We start from the raw sequence: 14,670 nt of genomic DNA, 5'->3' as shown, positions 1-14,670 counted from the left end.
CGCTGCAAATAGAAAAGAGTAGTGTGATAGATATGTCAAAACGCGATTATTACGAAGCCCTCGGCGTAAGCAAAGATGCGAGTGAGCGAGACATAAAAAAAGCGTATAAACGCTTAGCGATGAAATATCATCCAGATCGTACCGCAGGCGATAAAGATCTCGAAACAAAGTTTAAAGAGGTTAAAGAAGCCTACGAAATTTTAACCGATGCGCAAAAACGCCAAATGTATGACCAACATGGTCATGCGGCATTTGAGCAAGGCGGCGGTGGTGGCCATGGTGGTTTCGGCGGCGGCCAAGGTGATTTCGGTGATGTATTTGGCGACGTATTTGGCGATATTTTTGGTGGTGGCGGTGGTCAACGTCAATCTCGTCAGCAACGTGGCTCTGACTTACGTTACAACATGGACTTAAGCTTAGAAGAAGCGGTTCGTGGTAAAGAAGTTGAAATTAAAGTACCAACATGGGTGGGTTGTGAGCCATGTGACGGCAGTGGTGCTAAAGCGGGTTCTAAACCTAAAACATGTACTACATGTCATGGTGCTGGCCAAGTGCAAATGCGCCAAGGTTTCTTTGCTGTGCAGCAAACATGTCCAACGTGTCAAGGACAAGGTCAGATTATTTCAGATCCTTGTAACAAGTGTCATGGTCAAGGCCGCGTAGAAAAAACCAAAACGCTTTCAGTTAAGATTCCAGCTGGCGTTGATACCGGTGACCGTATCCGCTTAACGGGTGAAGGCGAAGCCGGAATGCACGGCGCGCCATCTGGCGACTTGTACGTGCAGGTATCGGTTCGCGAGCATGAAATATTTGTACGTGAAGCGAATAACTTATATTGTGAAGTACCAATCAGCTTTACTACAGCAGGCTTAGGTGGCGAAATTCAGGTGCCGACACTTGATGGTCGTGCAAAACTTAAAATACCGTCTGAAACGCAAACGGGGAAAATGTTCCGTATGCGTGGTAAAGGTGTTAAGTCTGTACGCAGTGGTGCCCAAGGCGATCTAATTTGTAAAGTGGTAATCGAAACGCCAGTAAATCTGAACGAGCGTCAACGTGAATTACTGACTGAATTAGATGAAAGTATGGGCACAGATAGCTCTAAAAACCGTCCTAAAGAGCAAGGTTTTTTTGACGGTGTTAAAAAGTTTTTTGATGATTTAACTAAGTAAATTTAAATTATTATAAATAATGAAACGGCGCTATTTAGCGTCGTTTTTTTTGCTTTAAATTTTATTTTTGTTACTGTTAATAAAAAATGATTAAGTATTATGACACCTGCAATCGATCTATTGAAAAAATCAAAAATCCCGTTTGATGTCTTAAGTTACGAGCACGACGCTAGCAATAGTCACTATGGGCTTGAAGCAGTTGAAAAGTTAAAGCTTAATAGCCATCAAGTATTTAAAACATTAGTGCTTGAAACACATGAAGGCGAATTAATTGTTGCAGTAACACCTGTTTCTCAACAAATTCATTTAAAGCAATTGGCAAAATTAGCTTCATCTAAAAAGGTGGCAATGGCGGCTGCACAAAAAGTACAAGCCAGTACGGGGTATATTTTAGGAGGGGTAAGTCCACTGGGACAAAAAAAACGCCTCGCTACCTACATTCATGGTAGTGCATCACAGTTTGAGCACGTATATGTAAGTGCAGGAAAACGCGGTTTAGAAGTGAAATTAATGACAACCGATCTTATTACATTAACTGGTGCAAAACTGGGGATATTTTAACTTTTTCTTTTTGACATTTACGGGGAGTCCATATAAGGCCCTAGTTTCCAGATTATGAGTTTGCCGCTTTAATAATTATTAACTACAGTCAAATAACCCATCATGCATAAGTTATGGCAGTATATGAATTTTTCTGATGTTGATTATTTTGCGGTATTAATTGCCGCGCTCTCTTGCTTTATGCTTGGCGGCATTTGGTATTCAAATAAAATGTTTAAACAAGCTTGGCTTGAAAGTTGTGGTTTAACAGAGCTAGATTTGCAATCAGCAGATCCAAAATTAATTTTTGGAGGGAGCTTTTTATTATCTTTTATAGCCACTTTTTTGCTTGCATTGTTTCTAGGTGAAAACCCTAACGTTGGTGAAAGTGTAGGAACTGGATTTATTATCGGTGTATTTTGGGTTAGTAGTTCACTTGGGCTTAGTTATATTTTTGAGCAACGGCCGATGAAGCTGTTTTTAATTAATGGTAGTTTTCATATTTTACAATTTTCTTTAATGGGCCTAATTTTGGGTATTTGGCCTTAGTCTTGTTACACTTTAGGTATTACTTTGAATTAATGACTAATTATGGCTAAACCAAATAAAAAAGGGCCAACAAAAACGGTTGATATTTTTTGTTCTGCTTGCAAAACCCCCTTATTTAAGTATCGAAAGGGCGGTAAAGGAGCGCTTGTTAAATGTTTTATAGAACGTATTAGCCAAAATTTCACAAAAGAGCCCTGTATTTGCCCTAACTGTAATCGTCCTTTTGCAAGGCCTGCTGTGATAAGAGGGATACCCGCTTATAAAATTATTGGTGGTAAAGTTACATTTAAATAAGCATATTGCTTATACGGACATATGCCCTTGTTAGAATTTATCATCTTGATAGAATCGCCCGGTTTTGCTGTTTCAATGAATGAAAAAATACCCTCCCCACGGATCGGGCCAGTTTTTTGGGTTATTTAAAAATGGATAAAGGATAGTTTCGTGATAGCACTCTTATTTGACATCATAGGTATGACAGGTACTTTTTTAGTCGTTGGCTCATTCTTTTTACTGCAGCTAGGTAAAACATCTCCAACTAGCTTAATGTACAATATGATGAATTTAACGGGGGCCATTTTATTGTTGATCAGCCTTTGTTATAACTTTAACTTAGCCAGTTTTGTAATCGAAATATTCTGGATTGCAGCGTCATTAATTGGTTTATACAAATATGTTAAAAATCGAAGAGCTGTAACTGCAAGCTAATTTAGCGAATAGATAATGCTCTATATCAATTTGCAATAATACGTTATCAATTTAAGGGATAAAGCCTGAGGCTAACAGAAGTCAAAACTTCTGATTTATAACGCCACGGATGCAGTAGATAAAGCAATGCAGAAGTCATTGCTGGGAACAACGAAATAACGAATTTTTACCTTGTTATCGGCAATGTTTACTACCTCAAAATAGATAATTTAATGAAGTGAATTGGTATAATAAAAATCACCGTGAATATTTTTGTTTGCGGTGATTTTTTGTTTTTACTCGCTCTGATTTTTGTTAACAAAAGTTTATATCGCTATGGCTAATAAGCCGTTAAACTAGGTTCTTTAAATTCATCAGGTTATTTTGTGGGTCAGTATGTTTTCTCTTTCTAAAAGAATCATTATTACTTGTATATTGCCCATATTTATTTTGTTGATATCATTTTTTCTCGGACGAACTCATGATATTGAGCAAGCAAACCTTCAGGCTGAACGCCAAGTTACTCAATTAAATAATTATATTGATACTGAACTTGCACGCTTTTCTGCGATCCCAGAGTTATTAACTTATAATGAGTTGATGATAAGTTTTGTATCAGGAACACCACAACATTATAGCGCAATTAATAATTATCTAGCTGATATTCAGCAAGCCAGCGGTGCGTCTGACATCTTTGTGTTGGATACGCAAGGTGATGTTATTGCAAGTAGTAATTGGCAGACTGATTACACTTTTTTGGGTAGTAACTATGCTTTTAGACCCTATTTTAAACGTGCTTTTACGGATGATAAAGTGGCCTATTTTGCACTTGGTATACGTTCAAATAAACGAGGCATATATTTTTCACAAGCAGTTTATAGTGATAATAAAGCCATTGGAGTAGTGGTTTTAAAAGTTAATGTAAGTAAGTTCGAAAATGATAGAGAGTTGCTAAATACGTCGAAAGGGAGCCATTTTTATTTACAACTTCCCGATCACGTTATTGCCATGTCTGATATTGAACAGTGGCGTTTAAATAGCTTTACTCAGCTCGGAGTTACTGCAAAGCAGGAGATTAAATCTAGCCGTTCTTATCTGGATCATCAACCAATATACATAAAGCAGCATCAGTCTCAGAGCCAAGGTACGACGCAATTTAAAATTGATAAACAGCGATATGTTTCGTCCTCAATGAAACTCAATAACTTTAATGCCACAATGCATATTCTTGTCGATGTATCAAAGGTCGATAGCGCACAAATATCGCGCTTATTTTGGGTTATTATTATCTACAGTTTTATAATTATTATTGGGTATAGCTTATTAGCTCGTTTTGCTGGATATAAAAAATTACTTTATTCAAGGCATAGTCTTGAGCAAAAAGTAATAGAGCGTACCCAAACGCTTGAAAAGGTACAAACGGCTTTAGTGCAATCAGCTAAACTGGCTACTATAGGGCAGCTGAGTGCTGGTATAAATCATGAAATAAACCAACCTCTTAGTGCAATTAATACATACCTAGCAAGTGCTAAGCGGCTATTAGCAAAAGGTAATTACGAAGCCTTAAGTCAAAGTTTGGTTATTATTGAAGGGCTAGTCGAGCGAGTGCATAAGATTGTAGGGCAGCTGAAGCACTTTAGTAAACCATCAGGGATGCAATTAAGACCATACCCGCTTGCTGCGCTTGTTAATAATGCATTAATGATTTCTAGCGCGCAGTTAAAGCAAGACAATGTGCAGGTAGAGCCCCCGCAATTTGATGAAGCAGTCATCGTTTGGGTTGATGCTCTTAAGTTTGAACAAGTGCTGGTTAATTTAATTACCAATGCCAGCCAAGCTATGAATGGTGCTGTTGAACGTAATTTGACCTTCAATTTGGAGTGTTTTGAAGAACGCGTTAAATTCTCTATTTTAGACACCGGTTCGGGTATTGAACAACATGTATTTAGTCATTTATTTGAGCCCTTTTACAGCACTAAAGATAGCAAAGGTCTCGGTTTAGGGTTATCAATATCAAAACAGATTATTGATTCATTTAATGGCTCTTTAAGCGCACACAATAGATTGCAAGGCGGGGCTGAATTTATTATTAGTCTTTCAAGTAAGCAGGGGGATAAGCATGATTGATAGTTTGTTGTGTAAACACATTATAGTGATTGATGATGAAGCGATGATCAGAGATTCGCTAAAACAACTACTCACACTAGAAGGTTATACAGTAGAGTGTTTTAACGACGCAAGTACAGCTCTTAGTAAGCTTAGCCGACGGTATAATGGAATTGTGCTTAGCGATATTAATATGCCCACAATGAACGGTTTAACTTTACTCGAGCAAATCACAGCCTTTGACAGTGAGCTTCCTGTGATATTTTTAACCGGCTATGCCGACGTGTCTATTGCGGTAAAAGCGATGCAATTAGGGGCGTACGATTTATTCGAAAAACCGCTGAACGAACACCTACTTGATTGTATTGCCAGAGCTTGTGATAAGCGCAGTCTTGTTATGGAAAATCGCGCATTAAAAGTGGTTGTGCAAAAAGCATCTGCGCCGGGTGTACGTATATTGGGGGATACGCCCAAAATGCAACATATGATGCATTTATTAAATACAGTAATAGATACGCCAACAGATATAATGATTGAAGGCGAAACCGGCACAGGAAAAGAGCTCGTAGCACGCTATTTACATGATCAGAGTATTCGTTCGAGTTGTAACTTTGTGGCGATTAACTGTGGGGCTGTACCAGAGCAATTAATAGAAAGCGAACTGTTTGGCGCAGCAAGTGGAGCATACACGGGTGCTACGCAAAGCCGTAAAGGTAAGTTTGAATACGCTCAAGGCGGTACGGTCTTTTTAGATGAAATAGAAAGTACCCCAATGTCGCTGCAAGTTAAATTACTGCGCGTATTAGAAGAGCGAAAAGTGACCCCTGTAGGCGATAATAAAGCCATCGATTTAAATATAAGGATTGTAGCTGCGACAAAAGTTGATTTACTTTCCTTGGTGGAGAAAGGCGAATTTAGAGCTGATTTATATTACAGGTTGAGCTTAGTTAAAGTAAATATTCCGCCTTTACGAGAGCGAAAAGCAGATATACTTTTATTGTTTAAGCATTTTAGTTCCATTGCTGCAACGCGCTATCACAAGCCTCCAGCACCCCTGAACAGCGAAATACAACAGCGCTTAGTTGCTTATGATTGGCCTGGTAATGTAAGAGAGCTCAGAAACCAAGCCGAACGTGCGGTATTACTTGGCGCCGAACTTGCCTTTACCGAGGTTAATACGCAGCAGTTTGGTGGATTATCTCCTGATTTGAGCTTATCAGAAAAAGTGGCTTTTTATGAGCAATCACTGATTGAATATGCGCTTGAGCAAAATCATGGAAGCATTAAAAATACCATGGAAACACTGCAAATTGCGCGTAAAACACTTTACGATAAAATGAGTAAATATAATCTTAATCGAGATATGTTTACGGAATAGTTGTGCGGATTTAGTGACAATATGTATTTCTAAGTGTGCGGTTAACCGCACACGCTTGTATAAATAATAACAGCAATTTTTTTAAGGTTATGAAAAAAAAGGTTTTTATATCATTGGCAGTAAATTTGCCTTATTAGAGCTGACAATAAGTTGATTCTAATAATTAGGACGCACAATGATAAAAACAACACACCTATCTACTTTGCTTATACCCCTGAGTAGTTTAGCAATATTGCCCAGTATTACTTTAGCCGCTGATTATACCGTTTACGGTAAAGCAGAAGTTCAAATCGCAAATACCGACACTGGTATTATGCGCTACGCCAAAGAAGGTACGCAAATTGAAGCGCCTTTTTCTCGTATTGGTATAAAAGGTCAGCATAAATTAAATGAATACTTAAGTGCAGTTTTTAAATACGAAGTACAGGTGAAAGGCTTTGAAGAGGATGATACAGAAGAGCCGTTTACAGCACGTAATACTTATTTGGGTCTAAAAGGGGCGTTTGGTGAAATCGTTATAGGTAGAAACGATACGCGCTTTAAATACTCCGAAGGAAAATTAGATAACTTCAATGAAACCCAAGGTGATATGGCGCAGGTAATAGCTGGGCAAGATCGGCTTGGTGATACGCTTACATACACATCTCAATATTGGTCTAATGCTCAGTTTTCGTTTACCTATGCTCCAAAAGACGATAATAAAAATAACAAAGCAGGGTTTGCAGCGACGCTAATCTACGGTGACCGTAATTTAAATAATACACCTTATTACGTCTCATTAAGTAGGGTTGATTCTTTGAACAATATTACAGCTAGCCGAATCGCGGGCGTGTATAAGTTTGAGAAATTACAGCTAGGTGCACTGTACCAACATTCGGAATCAGTTGATGAGACTAAGTCAGGCAACGGTTATGTATTAAGTGCAAGTTATACAATTGATAAATGGGTTCCAAAATTACAATTTGCTAAAGATGACTCTGCAATTCGTCAAGAGTCAAAAGCGATTCAGTGGAGTACTGGACTTGACTATGTCTTTGACAAGCAAACCACAGCGTATCTTTTGTATACCGATTTAGATCTCCAAGAAAATGCGGATAATAGTGTCGCACTTGGTCTCAAGTACAAATTTTAAGGGCAAATTATGACTCAGAAAATTATAAAAAACGAGCCAGTGAAAAATACATTAACGCAAAAAATTATATTATGGCTTGGCCCTGCTGTAATGCTATTAACGTGCTTGATAGACCCTCCTAGTGGTATGTCTGGTCTTGCATTTAAAACCGCAGGGTTAGCTTTTTGGATGGCATCGTGGTGGGTTAGTGAAGTTGTGCCAATACCTGCAACATCATTATTGCCACTTGTTATATCGCCGATTGCTGATATAGCACCTATAAAAAGTACCGCAGCGCCTTATGCACACCCCTTAATATTTTTATTTTTAGGTGGTTTTTTGATCTCCATTGCGATGGAACGTTGGGGGCTACATAAACGGATCGCGTTAACGACGATGCTTTATGCGGGTAAAAAGCCGAGTTTACAGATTTTAGCCATGATGTTGGTAACAGCATTTTTATCTATGTGGATGTCAAATACTGCAACAACAGTAATGATGCTACCAATTGCACTTTCAATCATACACTTAGTGAGCGAATCAAACTCAGAGGATGATGGATTTGCTAAAGCACTTTTGTTATCTATTGCATATGGTGCGAGCATTGGAGGAATTGCAACACTAATAGGTACACCGCCGAATGCCTTAATGGCGGCCTATTTGTCAGAAAGCTATCAAATCGAAATAGGGTTTGGTCAATGGATGCTTGTTGGTGTTCCGTTAGCAATTGTTATGTTGATAGTATGTTGGGTTTGGCTCACAAAATTCAGCTACAAGGTTGATGAAAAAACAGAACATTTACACGACAGTAAATCTGTTTTTATAAAAGAACTGACGACCCTTGGTCCTTTGCAGCGTGCTGAAAAAGGGGTGTTTTATGTGTTTGTATTAGCCGCTCTTTGTTGGGTTTTTAGACCTTTACTCGCTGATTTTTCTGGACTTAAAATTTCAGATACAGCAATAGCAATAGCGGCTGCATTGTTATTATTTGTTTTACCAGCCAATAAAGGCAGTGATGAACGAATTTTAGATTGGGTGAGTGCATCGAAAGTACCATGGGGAGTACTATTATTATTTGGAGGAGGGTTATCACTCGCTTCGCAAATAAAATCATCTGGCTTAGCACAATACATTGCGCATTTAATTGAAGGTGCAAGCGCAATACCTCTGGTTATGGCTGTATTGGTGGTTGTTGCGTTAATTACATTTTTAACCGAAATAACCAGTAACACGGCTACTGCCGCTGGTTTTTTACCTCTTTTAGGCCCTGTTGCGGAGAGTATTTTCGGATCGCCTTTAGTTTGGGTTATTCCAGCAGCTATTGCATGTAGCTGTGCGTTTATGATGCCAGTGGCAACACCACCAAATGCAATTGTTTTTGGCTCGGGAAAAATACAAATACGAGATATGATAAAAGCAGGGTTTATGCTTAATATTATTGCGATAATTTTAATTACATTAGTGACGATGACTATTGCAGCAAAAGTATTTAATTTTTAAACAAACTTAAACTTAGCTTATAGCTATCTCGATATGAGTCGTTTTGCCTATCATCTCAGTGCTGGGCAAAACGACTCTTAATGCTTACTTGTTTGGCTATTATAGCTAAATTAGTGTGATTGCTCGAAAAACAGTTCAGGGTTATTATCTGTAGTAACTTTGAAAATTGAGTAACCTACTTTGACCACTGACACTTCTAATACAGTTTCTTTAACCACACAGTTTGATGGGTTACAAGATGCCTTTCTAAGTACGCCTTATTTACCAATCAATAAACGTATTACGTTGCTAAAAAATCTCCGATTACGAATTGTTGAACTTGAAGAAGAGCTTGTAGATGCAGTTTCAAAAGATTTTGGCTACCGAACGGCATTTGACACTTTACTTGGCGACATTCTGCCTACAGTACAAACACTTGCGCATATAATAAAAAAATTGCCTAACTGGTCTAAACCAAGTAATCGTGCGGTAGGTTTAAGTTTATGGCCTTCAAAAGTCAGTGTAACTTATCAGCCTAAAGGGGTTGTTGGTGTTATTGCACCGTGGAATTACCCTATTCAATTAGCCATAGTACCTGTTGTAACAGCGATTGCCGCAGGTAATAGAGTGATGTTAAAACTGAGCGAATTTACACCACACACAAATGTGGTACTTGAAAAATTATTTAGCGCCGAAATACAAGAGCACTGCAAAGTAATTCAGGGCGGCAGTGAGGTTGCAAGTGAGTTTTCATCGTTGCCATTTGCTCACTTATTGTTTACGGGCTCAACTGCGGTGGGTAAATTGGTGATGGCCTCAGCGAGTCATAACTTAACACCAGTAACACTTGAACTTGGGGGGAAGTCACCCGTTATTATTACCGAGCAGGCTGATATTAAAAAAGCAGCGCAAACCTTACTATTTGGGAAAATGGCTAACGCTGGGCAAATATGTGTCGCACCCGATTATGTATTGGTACCACAAGCACTTGAGCATCAGCTCATTCAGCAATTATGTGAGCTTTATAAAAAGCATTTTAAAGAGGGTGTTGAAGGTAAAAACTTAACATCGATTATTAGCGATGCACATTACAAGCGTTTAACGGGTTATTTATCGCAAGCACAAGAACTCGGTGCAACGATTGTAAAACCGCTTGAGCAAAACCAGCAAGATGCAGAAAAACACCGTATGGGGCTGCATATTGTTACACAGGTAAGCGATGAAATGCAGCTCATGCAGGATGAATTATTTGGCCCTATATTACCAATAATGAGTTATAACAAACTTGACGATGCTATTGATTACATTAAACAACATCACCATCCATTAGCACTTTATATTTTAGGGCAAGATAAATCTGCTCAAGACTATATTATTAAGCAAACACTCAGCGGTACAGTTGCTGTTAATGACACGCTAGTGCAAGTTACAGCAGATGATGTACCATTTGGTGGTGTTGGGCACTCAGGTATGGGGCATTACCATGGTAAAGAAGGATTTTTAACCTTTAGCCATGCTAAAAACACGCTAGTTTCAGGTTCATTTAATCCGCGAGTTGGTATGTTACTCAAGCAAAGTAACGTGCTTATAAAGCTTTTAAAGTGGCTTTATATTAAGTAGGTGTGGCTTCAGATGAAAAAAGCTGAACTATGGTAATAGTTCAGCTTTAGTGAATATAAAGATTAGAACAATCGGCCTTCACCTGCATATGTACCAGCTAAAATTTTGGTATAAATAGCGTCCGCTTTTTCTTTAGCTTCCTCAACTTCTTTAGGTAGCATTTTTCGTTCATCGAGCTTTCGGCTATGGCTTGCTTGCATATTACCGTTGTATTCAGCAATAGTATTCCAAATGTATGACTTTTCTAAGTCTTTTGGCATGCCTAAACCTTCAAAATACATGAGCGCTAAGTTAAATTGCGCTAGTGAGTAATTATTAGCGGCTGCTTTTTCGTACCATTTTTTTGCAAGTTCAAAATCGTGGCTAACGCCATCACCATTCGCGTACATAACACCAAGATTAAACTGCGCAGCGGGTAAATTTTTATTGGCTGCTTTTTCAAATAAGTTTAATGCCATTTGTTTATCTAACTTAACGCCTTTGCCTTCATCATATAACACCGCTAATGCAAACATAGAGTCTACATGGTTTTTCTTAACACCTTCTTGATAAAGTTGAGCGGCTTTACGGTAATCGCGAATTACACCGTAACCCCCTTCATATAACTTCGCGAGTTCATATATTCCAGGTGCATAACCTTTATCAGCAAGGTATTCAAACTCTTTCAGGGCTTCTTCAAAGTAACCTTCATTAGCTGCTTTAATGCCATCTTCGAGCCCTGCATGGGCAAAAGGGCTTGTAAGCAACACGCTAGCAAGTATTAAAGTTTTTAAATTAAACTGTGACATATTCATGTCTCCAATTAGTAATCGTTGCAATATGTATTAGTCAAACGTCATTTTATTACAAATTAATGCGCTAAATAGACTGTTGTAACGTTTAAATGTGAGTGCAAAAAGAAGTGTCTACTGTTATGTTTTACGCCAGCTTTTATATAAACGCAAGATACAGTGCTTCTAGTTTGGCTGAATATGTAATGTATAGCTCAAAACAGAGTTTTTTTGCATGAAGTAAATTTATAAGTGGTGTGTAAGATACAGATATTGCAGAAAATTTAAAGAAATAAAAAAAGCCCGTTAGGGCTTTTTTGAGTCATATCAACCGTCACTAATATGAGCAATGTAGCAAGTAATTGTGATCTTGAGTGCTGACTACTTGGGTCGAGTAAGTAGCAAACACGAAGCGGCACAGTCTTCTTAATTAAATATCAGCATCCTTGCTGTAACTTCTTCCTTAGGCACTGAGGTCGTTACACTGTGTTTATGCGAACGATTATCACTTGTAATAGAATGCAAGTCAATAGTAAATGATAATTATTATCAAATGAATTTATTTAATAACAATATAAGTTAAAAAAGGAATGGGATGCTAAACAACACTAAAATGAAAAAATTCAAACATGTAGGCGTCGCTATTAGCATGTTGTTTTTATGCAGTTGCTCTGCCTCATTTACTTATAATAATTTAAGCTGGCTTTCATCGTTTTGGGTTGATGATTATGTTGATTTAAATAAACAACAAAACAAGCAATTAAAAAAAATTATCGAAACAACACAGCATTGGCATAGGTCAACGCAGTTACCAGCATACAAACAAGATATACAAAATATAAAAACCTTGTTTAACGAAGGTTTAAAACCCGTTCAGCTTAAAGAACACGTTGTTTTTGCAAAAAAACATTGGCGAAATTTACTTGAATTCGCTTATTTGCCTTTGGCTGAATTAGGTGAAAATTTAACGCCTTTACAGCGCAAAACATTCATAAATAATATTCAAGAAAAAATTGATGAAGAACGCGATGAACTTAACGAGCAAGCATTTATATCACGTAAAAAAGATCGTTTAGAAGAACAATTAGAATATTACGAGCAATGGCTCGGAAAACTTAATGCTGAGCAAAAAATACTAATTAAACTGACCAACGATAAACATCAGGACTCAAGTGAGCTGTGGCTCGAATACAAACAACAGCGTTTAAATGCTGCTAAGCAAGTATTTGAAAGTGAAAATTTAACGCAATCTGAGTTTATTGAGCAATTAAGCACGGTTATAAAAGAACGTGAATTATATATGAGCCCAGAGCTGCTTAAAATTAATGATGAAAACCTTAGTTTATATGTAAATTTATTAAATGAGTTAAATACCACTTTAAGTGATAAACAACGCGAAAATGTAAATGAACGTTTTGATGAGCTAATCGACACATTGGATGATATTATTGAGGGCTAAAACATTAATAATCAATCACTTTTCTATAAAAGTGTTACATAAGGTTACGGCAAAGTAAGGTTGCTGTTCAATTTTTGTAGTTGTTTAAACGAATCTAAAAATTGTCACGTAAAGTGGCAGTAATCATCGGCACACACGATGATTTTTTAAGGTAAAAGTGTATGGTTACTGATTTAAAAAATATATTAAATAGCTGGGAGCCTCTCAAAGATAAACAAGAGTGGGTTTTAGCCACTTTGTATCAAATAGAAGGTTCTAGTTATCGTAAGCTAGGCGCAATGATGCTTATTTCGAGTTTAGGGCAGCGTTTAGGTATGCTCTCTGGTGGTTGCCTAGAGGCTGACATACAGCGACATGCTAAGCAAGTAATGAGCACGTTAACTAGTAAAACGATAAGTTACGATGCAACAGATGAAGATGATTTAACATTTCAGTTAGGTATTGGATGTGGCGGTATAGTGCATATTTTACTTCAGCCAATTCATAAGACTAACGAGTATTTGCAGCTTGAACATATGAGAAAAGCACTTAACGACAATATAGCTGGGCACTACCTTCAACAAGTGAACCCTATTATACCTAGTGGCTGTGGGGAATTTGCTCTAAACGCAGAGCAACAAGGTTTATCAATTAATCGAAAAGCTCAACTGATTGAAATTAATGATGCAACGTTTTTAGATATTTCTATTTACCCTGCGCCTCATATACTTATTGTAGGAGGTGGGGCAGACGCGGTGCCTGTTTATACACTTGCTAAACAACTTGGTTGGAGTGTAACCGTATGGGATACGCGTCCAGCAAATGCTAAAAGGCAGTACTTTACAAATGCTGATGCTATTTTACGTTCTAAGCCAAATCAATTACGTGAGTATTGTATAGAAAACAAAGTGGATGCCGCTGTTTTAATGGCCCACAGTGTTGAGCTTGATGCTAGTGTGCTTTGCGTACTCGCTGATATAGCATTTAAATACATAGGTTTACCTGGCCCTAAACATAGACAGGCGCAAGTGCTAACGCAGGCGAATACTTCGCTAGAGAAAGTAAAGTCACCTGTATTTGGTCCTGTAGGCTTAAATCTAGGCGGCGACTCACCAGAGAGCATTGCACTTTCACTCATTAGCGAAATACACGCCGTGTTTTCAAATGAAAATGCCACCTCATTGAGTAACTGGGGAAATGAAAAGTGTTAATCGCTAAGGTGATATTAGCGGCGGGGCAGTCATCACGGTTCAATGGTTGTAAGTTAACTGCCGATATTGGCGCAGGCCAAACGATGATTGAACGTGCGGTTGATGTTATACAAGCACTTGATAGCTCTCCTGTATTTGTCGTCACTGGTGCATGGCATAAAGAAGTAAAAAACACGCTCGAAAATAATAAAAATATTAAGCTGATTGAAAATAAACAATGGGATAAAGGTTTAGGTGATTCTATTGCGACAGCCACAAAAGCTATTTTAAAAAATCAGCAGCCAGATGGTATTTTATTTATGCTTGCTGATCAGGTTGAGCTTACTACAGAACATTTGAGTGAATTAGTTGCAAATTTTAAAAAGCATCCTGCTCGTTGGTGCGCTAATTACGGCGAGCGTTTAGGCGTGCCTGCGATATTTCCTAACGTTGATCTATCGAAGCTTAGCGACTTAACTACAGATAAAGGTGCGCAGCATTTACTGCGTTGCAATGATGAAGAGGTTAATACTGTTAATTTAAAATGTGCGAGTTTGGATATAGACACTCAAGCGCAACTCCATGAGTTTATAGAAAAACGCTGTAAAGTATTTTCACGACAAAAGTAAT

At 38.0% G+C, this 14,670-nt stretch carries 14 protein-coding genes; 13 read left to right on the top strand and 1 reads right to left on the bottom strand.

Features of this window, described 5'->3' with window-relative positions:
- Positions 1-32 precede the first annotated feature (32 nt).
- From dnaJ to AC0VZ4_RS21640, 10 genes are all read left to right on the top strand, one after another.
- On the top strand, positions 33-1,172 hold the full coding sequence (gene dnaJ / locus AC0VZ4_RS21685; protein ID WP_475442218.1) for a molecular chaperone DnaJ: 1,140 nt from the start codon (positions 33-35) through the stop codon (positions 1,170-1,172).
- A gap of 99 nt (positions 1,173-1,271) precedes the next feature.
- Positions 1,272-1,733: a Cys-tRNA(Pro) deacylase gene (ybaK, locus tag AC0VZ4_RS21680; protein ID WP_007375529.1), complete on the top strand. Its 462-nt coding sequence runs from the start codon at positions 1,272-1,274 to the stop codon at positions 1,731-1,733.
- A 123-nt stretch (positions 1,734-1,856) separates the two neighbouring features.
- Positions 1,857-2,261 carry a DUF1761 domain-containing protein gene (locus AC0VZ4_RS21675; protein ID WP_033029847.1) on the top strand — a complete coding sequence of 135 codons (405 nt, stop codon included), beginning with the start codon at positions 1,857-1,859 and terminating at the stop codon, positions 2,259-2,261.
- A gap of 42 nt (positions 2,262-2,303) precedes the next feature.
- Positions 2,304-2,555 (top strand): hypothetical protein, encoded by a 252-nt coding sequence (locus AC0VZ4_RS21670; protein WP_007375527.1) that lies wholly within the window; start codon positions 2,304-2,306, stop codon positions 2,553-2,555.
- A 150-nt stretch (positions 2,556-2,705) separates the two neighbouring features.
- Complete coding sequence (locus tag AC0VZ4_RS21665) at positions 2,706-2,969, top strand: CBU_0592 family membrane protein (protein WP_007375526.1); 264 nt, start codon at positions 2,706-2,708, stop codon at positions 2,967-2,969.
- Positions 2,970-3,344: 375 nt separating this feature from the next.
- Positions 3,345-5,075, top strand: coding sequence for a sensor histidine kinase (locus tag AC0VZ4_RS21660; protein ID WP_475442097.1), 1,731 nt, complete (start codon positions 3,345-3,347; stop codon positions 5,073-5,075).
- Positions 5,068-6,432, top strand: a complete 1,365-nt coding sequence (locus AC0VZ4_RS21655; protein WP_008134330.1) for a sigma-54-dependent transcriptional regulator — start codon at positions 5,068-5,070, stop codon at positions 6,430-6,432. The genes AC0VZ4_RS21660 and AC0VZ4_RS21655 overlap by 8 nt, the downstream gene beginning before the upstream one ends.
- Positions 6,433-6,607: 175 nt before the next feature.
- Positions 6,608-7,564 (top strand): porin, encoded by a 957-nt coding sequence (locus tag AC0VZ4_RS21650; RefSeq protein WP_337120908.1) that lies wholly within the window; start codon positions 6,608-6,610, stop codon positions 7,562-7,564.
- Between the two features lie 9 nt (positions 7,565-7,573).
- Complete coding sequence (locus AC0VZ4_RS21645; protein ID WP_007375522.1) at positions 7,574-9,043, top strand: SLC13 family permease; 1,470 nt, start codon at positions 7,574-7,576, stop codon at positions 9,041-9,043.
- A gap of 180 nt (positions 9,044-9,223) precedes the next feature.
- The gene (locus tag AC0VZ4_RS21640; protein WP_475442096.1) at positions 9,224-10,642 is read left to right on the top strand and encodes a coniferyl aldehyde dehydrogenase; all 1,419 of its coding nucleotides are present in this window, start codon (positions 9,224-9,226) and stop codon (positions 10,640-10,642) included.
- A gap of 62 nt (positions 10,643-10,704) precedes the next feature.
- On the opposite strand, the gene AC0VZ4_RS21635 is transcribed toward AC0VZ4_RS21640, so the two are convergent.
- Positions 10,705-11,430: a tetratricopeptide repeat protein gene (locus tag AC0VZ4_RS21635; RefSeq protein ID WP_007375520.1), complete on the bottom strand. Its 726-nt coding sequence runs from the start codon at positions 11,428-11,430 to the stop codon at positions 10,705-10,707.
- 577 nt (positions 11,431-12,007) lie between these two features.
- Here AC0VZ4_RS21635 and AC0VZ4_RS21630 point away from each other — a divergent pair.
- The 3 genes from AC0VZ4_RS21630 to AC0VZ4_RS21620 all read left to right on the top strand — a co-directional run bounded on the left by AC0VZ4_RS21630 (position 12,008) and on the right by AC0VZ4_RS21620 (position 14,669).
- A complete protein-coding gene (locus AC0VZ4_RS21630) occupies positions 12,008-12,871 on the top strand; it encodes a DUF6279 family lipoprotein (RefSeq protein WP_149605086.1) in 864 nt (287 codons plus the stop codon).
- A 161-nt stretch (positions 12,872-13,032) separates the two neighbouring features.
- Complete coding sequence (locus tag AC0VZ4_RS21625; protein WP_475442095.1) at positions 13,033-14,061, top strand: XdhC family protein; 1,029 nt, start codon at positions 13,033-13,035, stop codon at positions 14,059-14,061.
- Positions 14,055-14,669 (top strand): nucleotidyltransferase family protein, encoded by a 615-nt coding sequence (locus tag AC0VZ4_RS21620; RefSeq protein WP_475442094.1) that lies wholly within the window; start codon positions 14,055-14,057, stop codon positions 14,667-14,669. Before AC0VZ4_RS21625 ends, AC0VZ4_RS21620 begins: the two co-directional genes overlap by 7 nt.
- Position 14,670 lies beyond the last annotated feature (1 nt).

The organism is Pseudoalteromonas sp. QJM3NY_22 (assembly GCF_056173065.1).
Note: the sequence above shows the minus strand (reverse complement) of the source record. Positions and strands in the feature narration are given on the sequence as shown.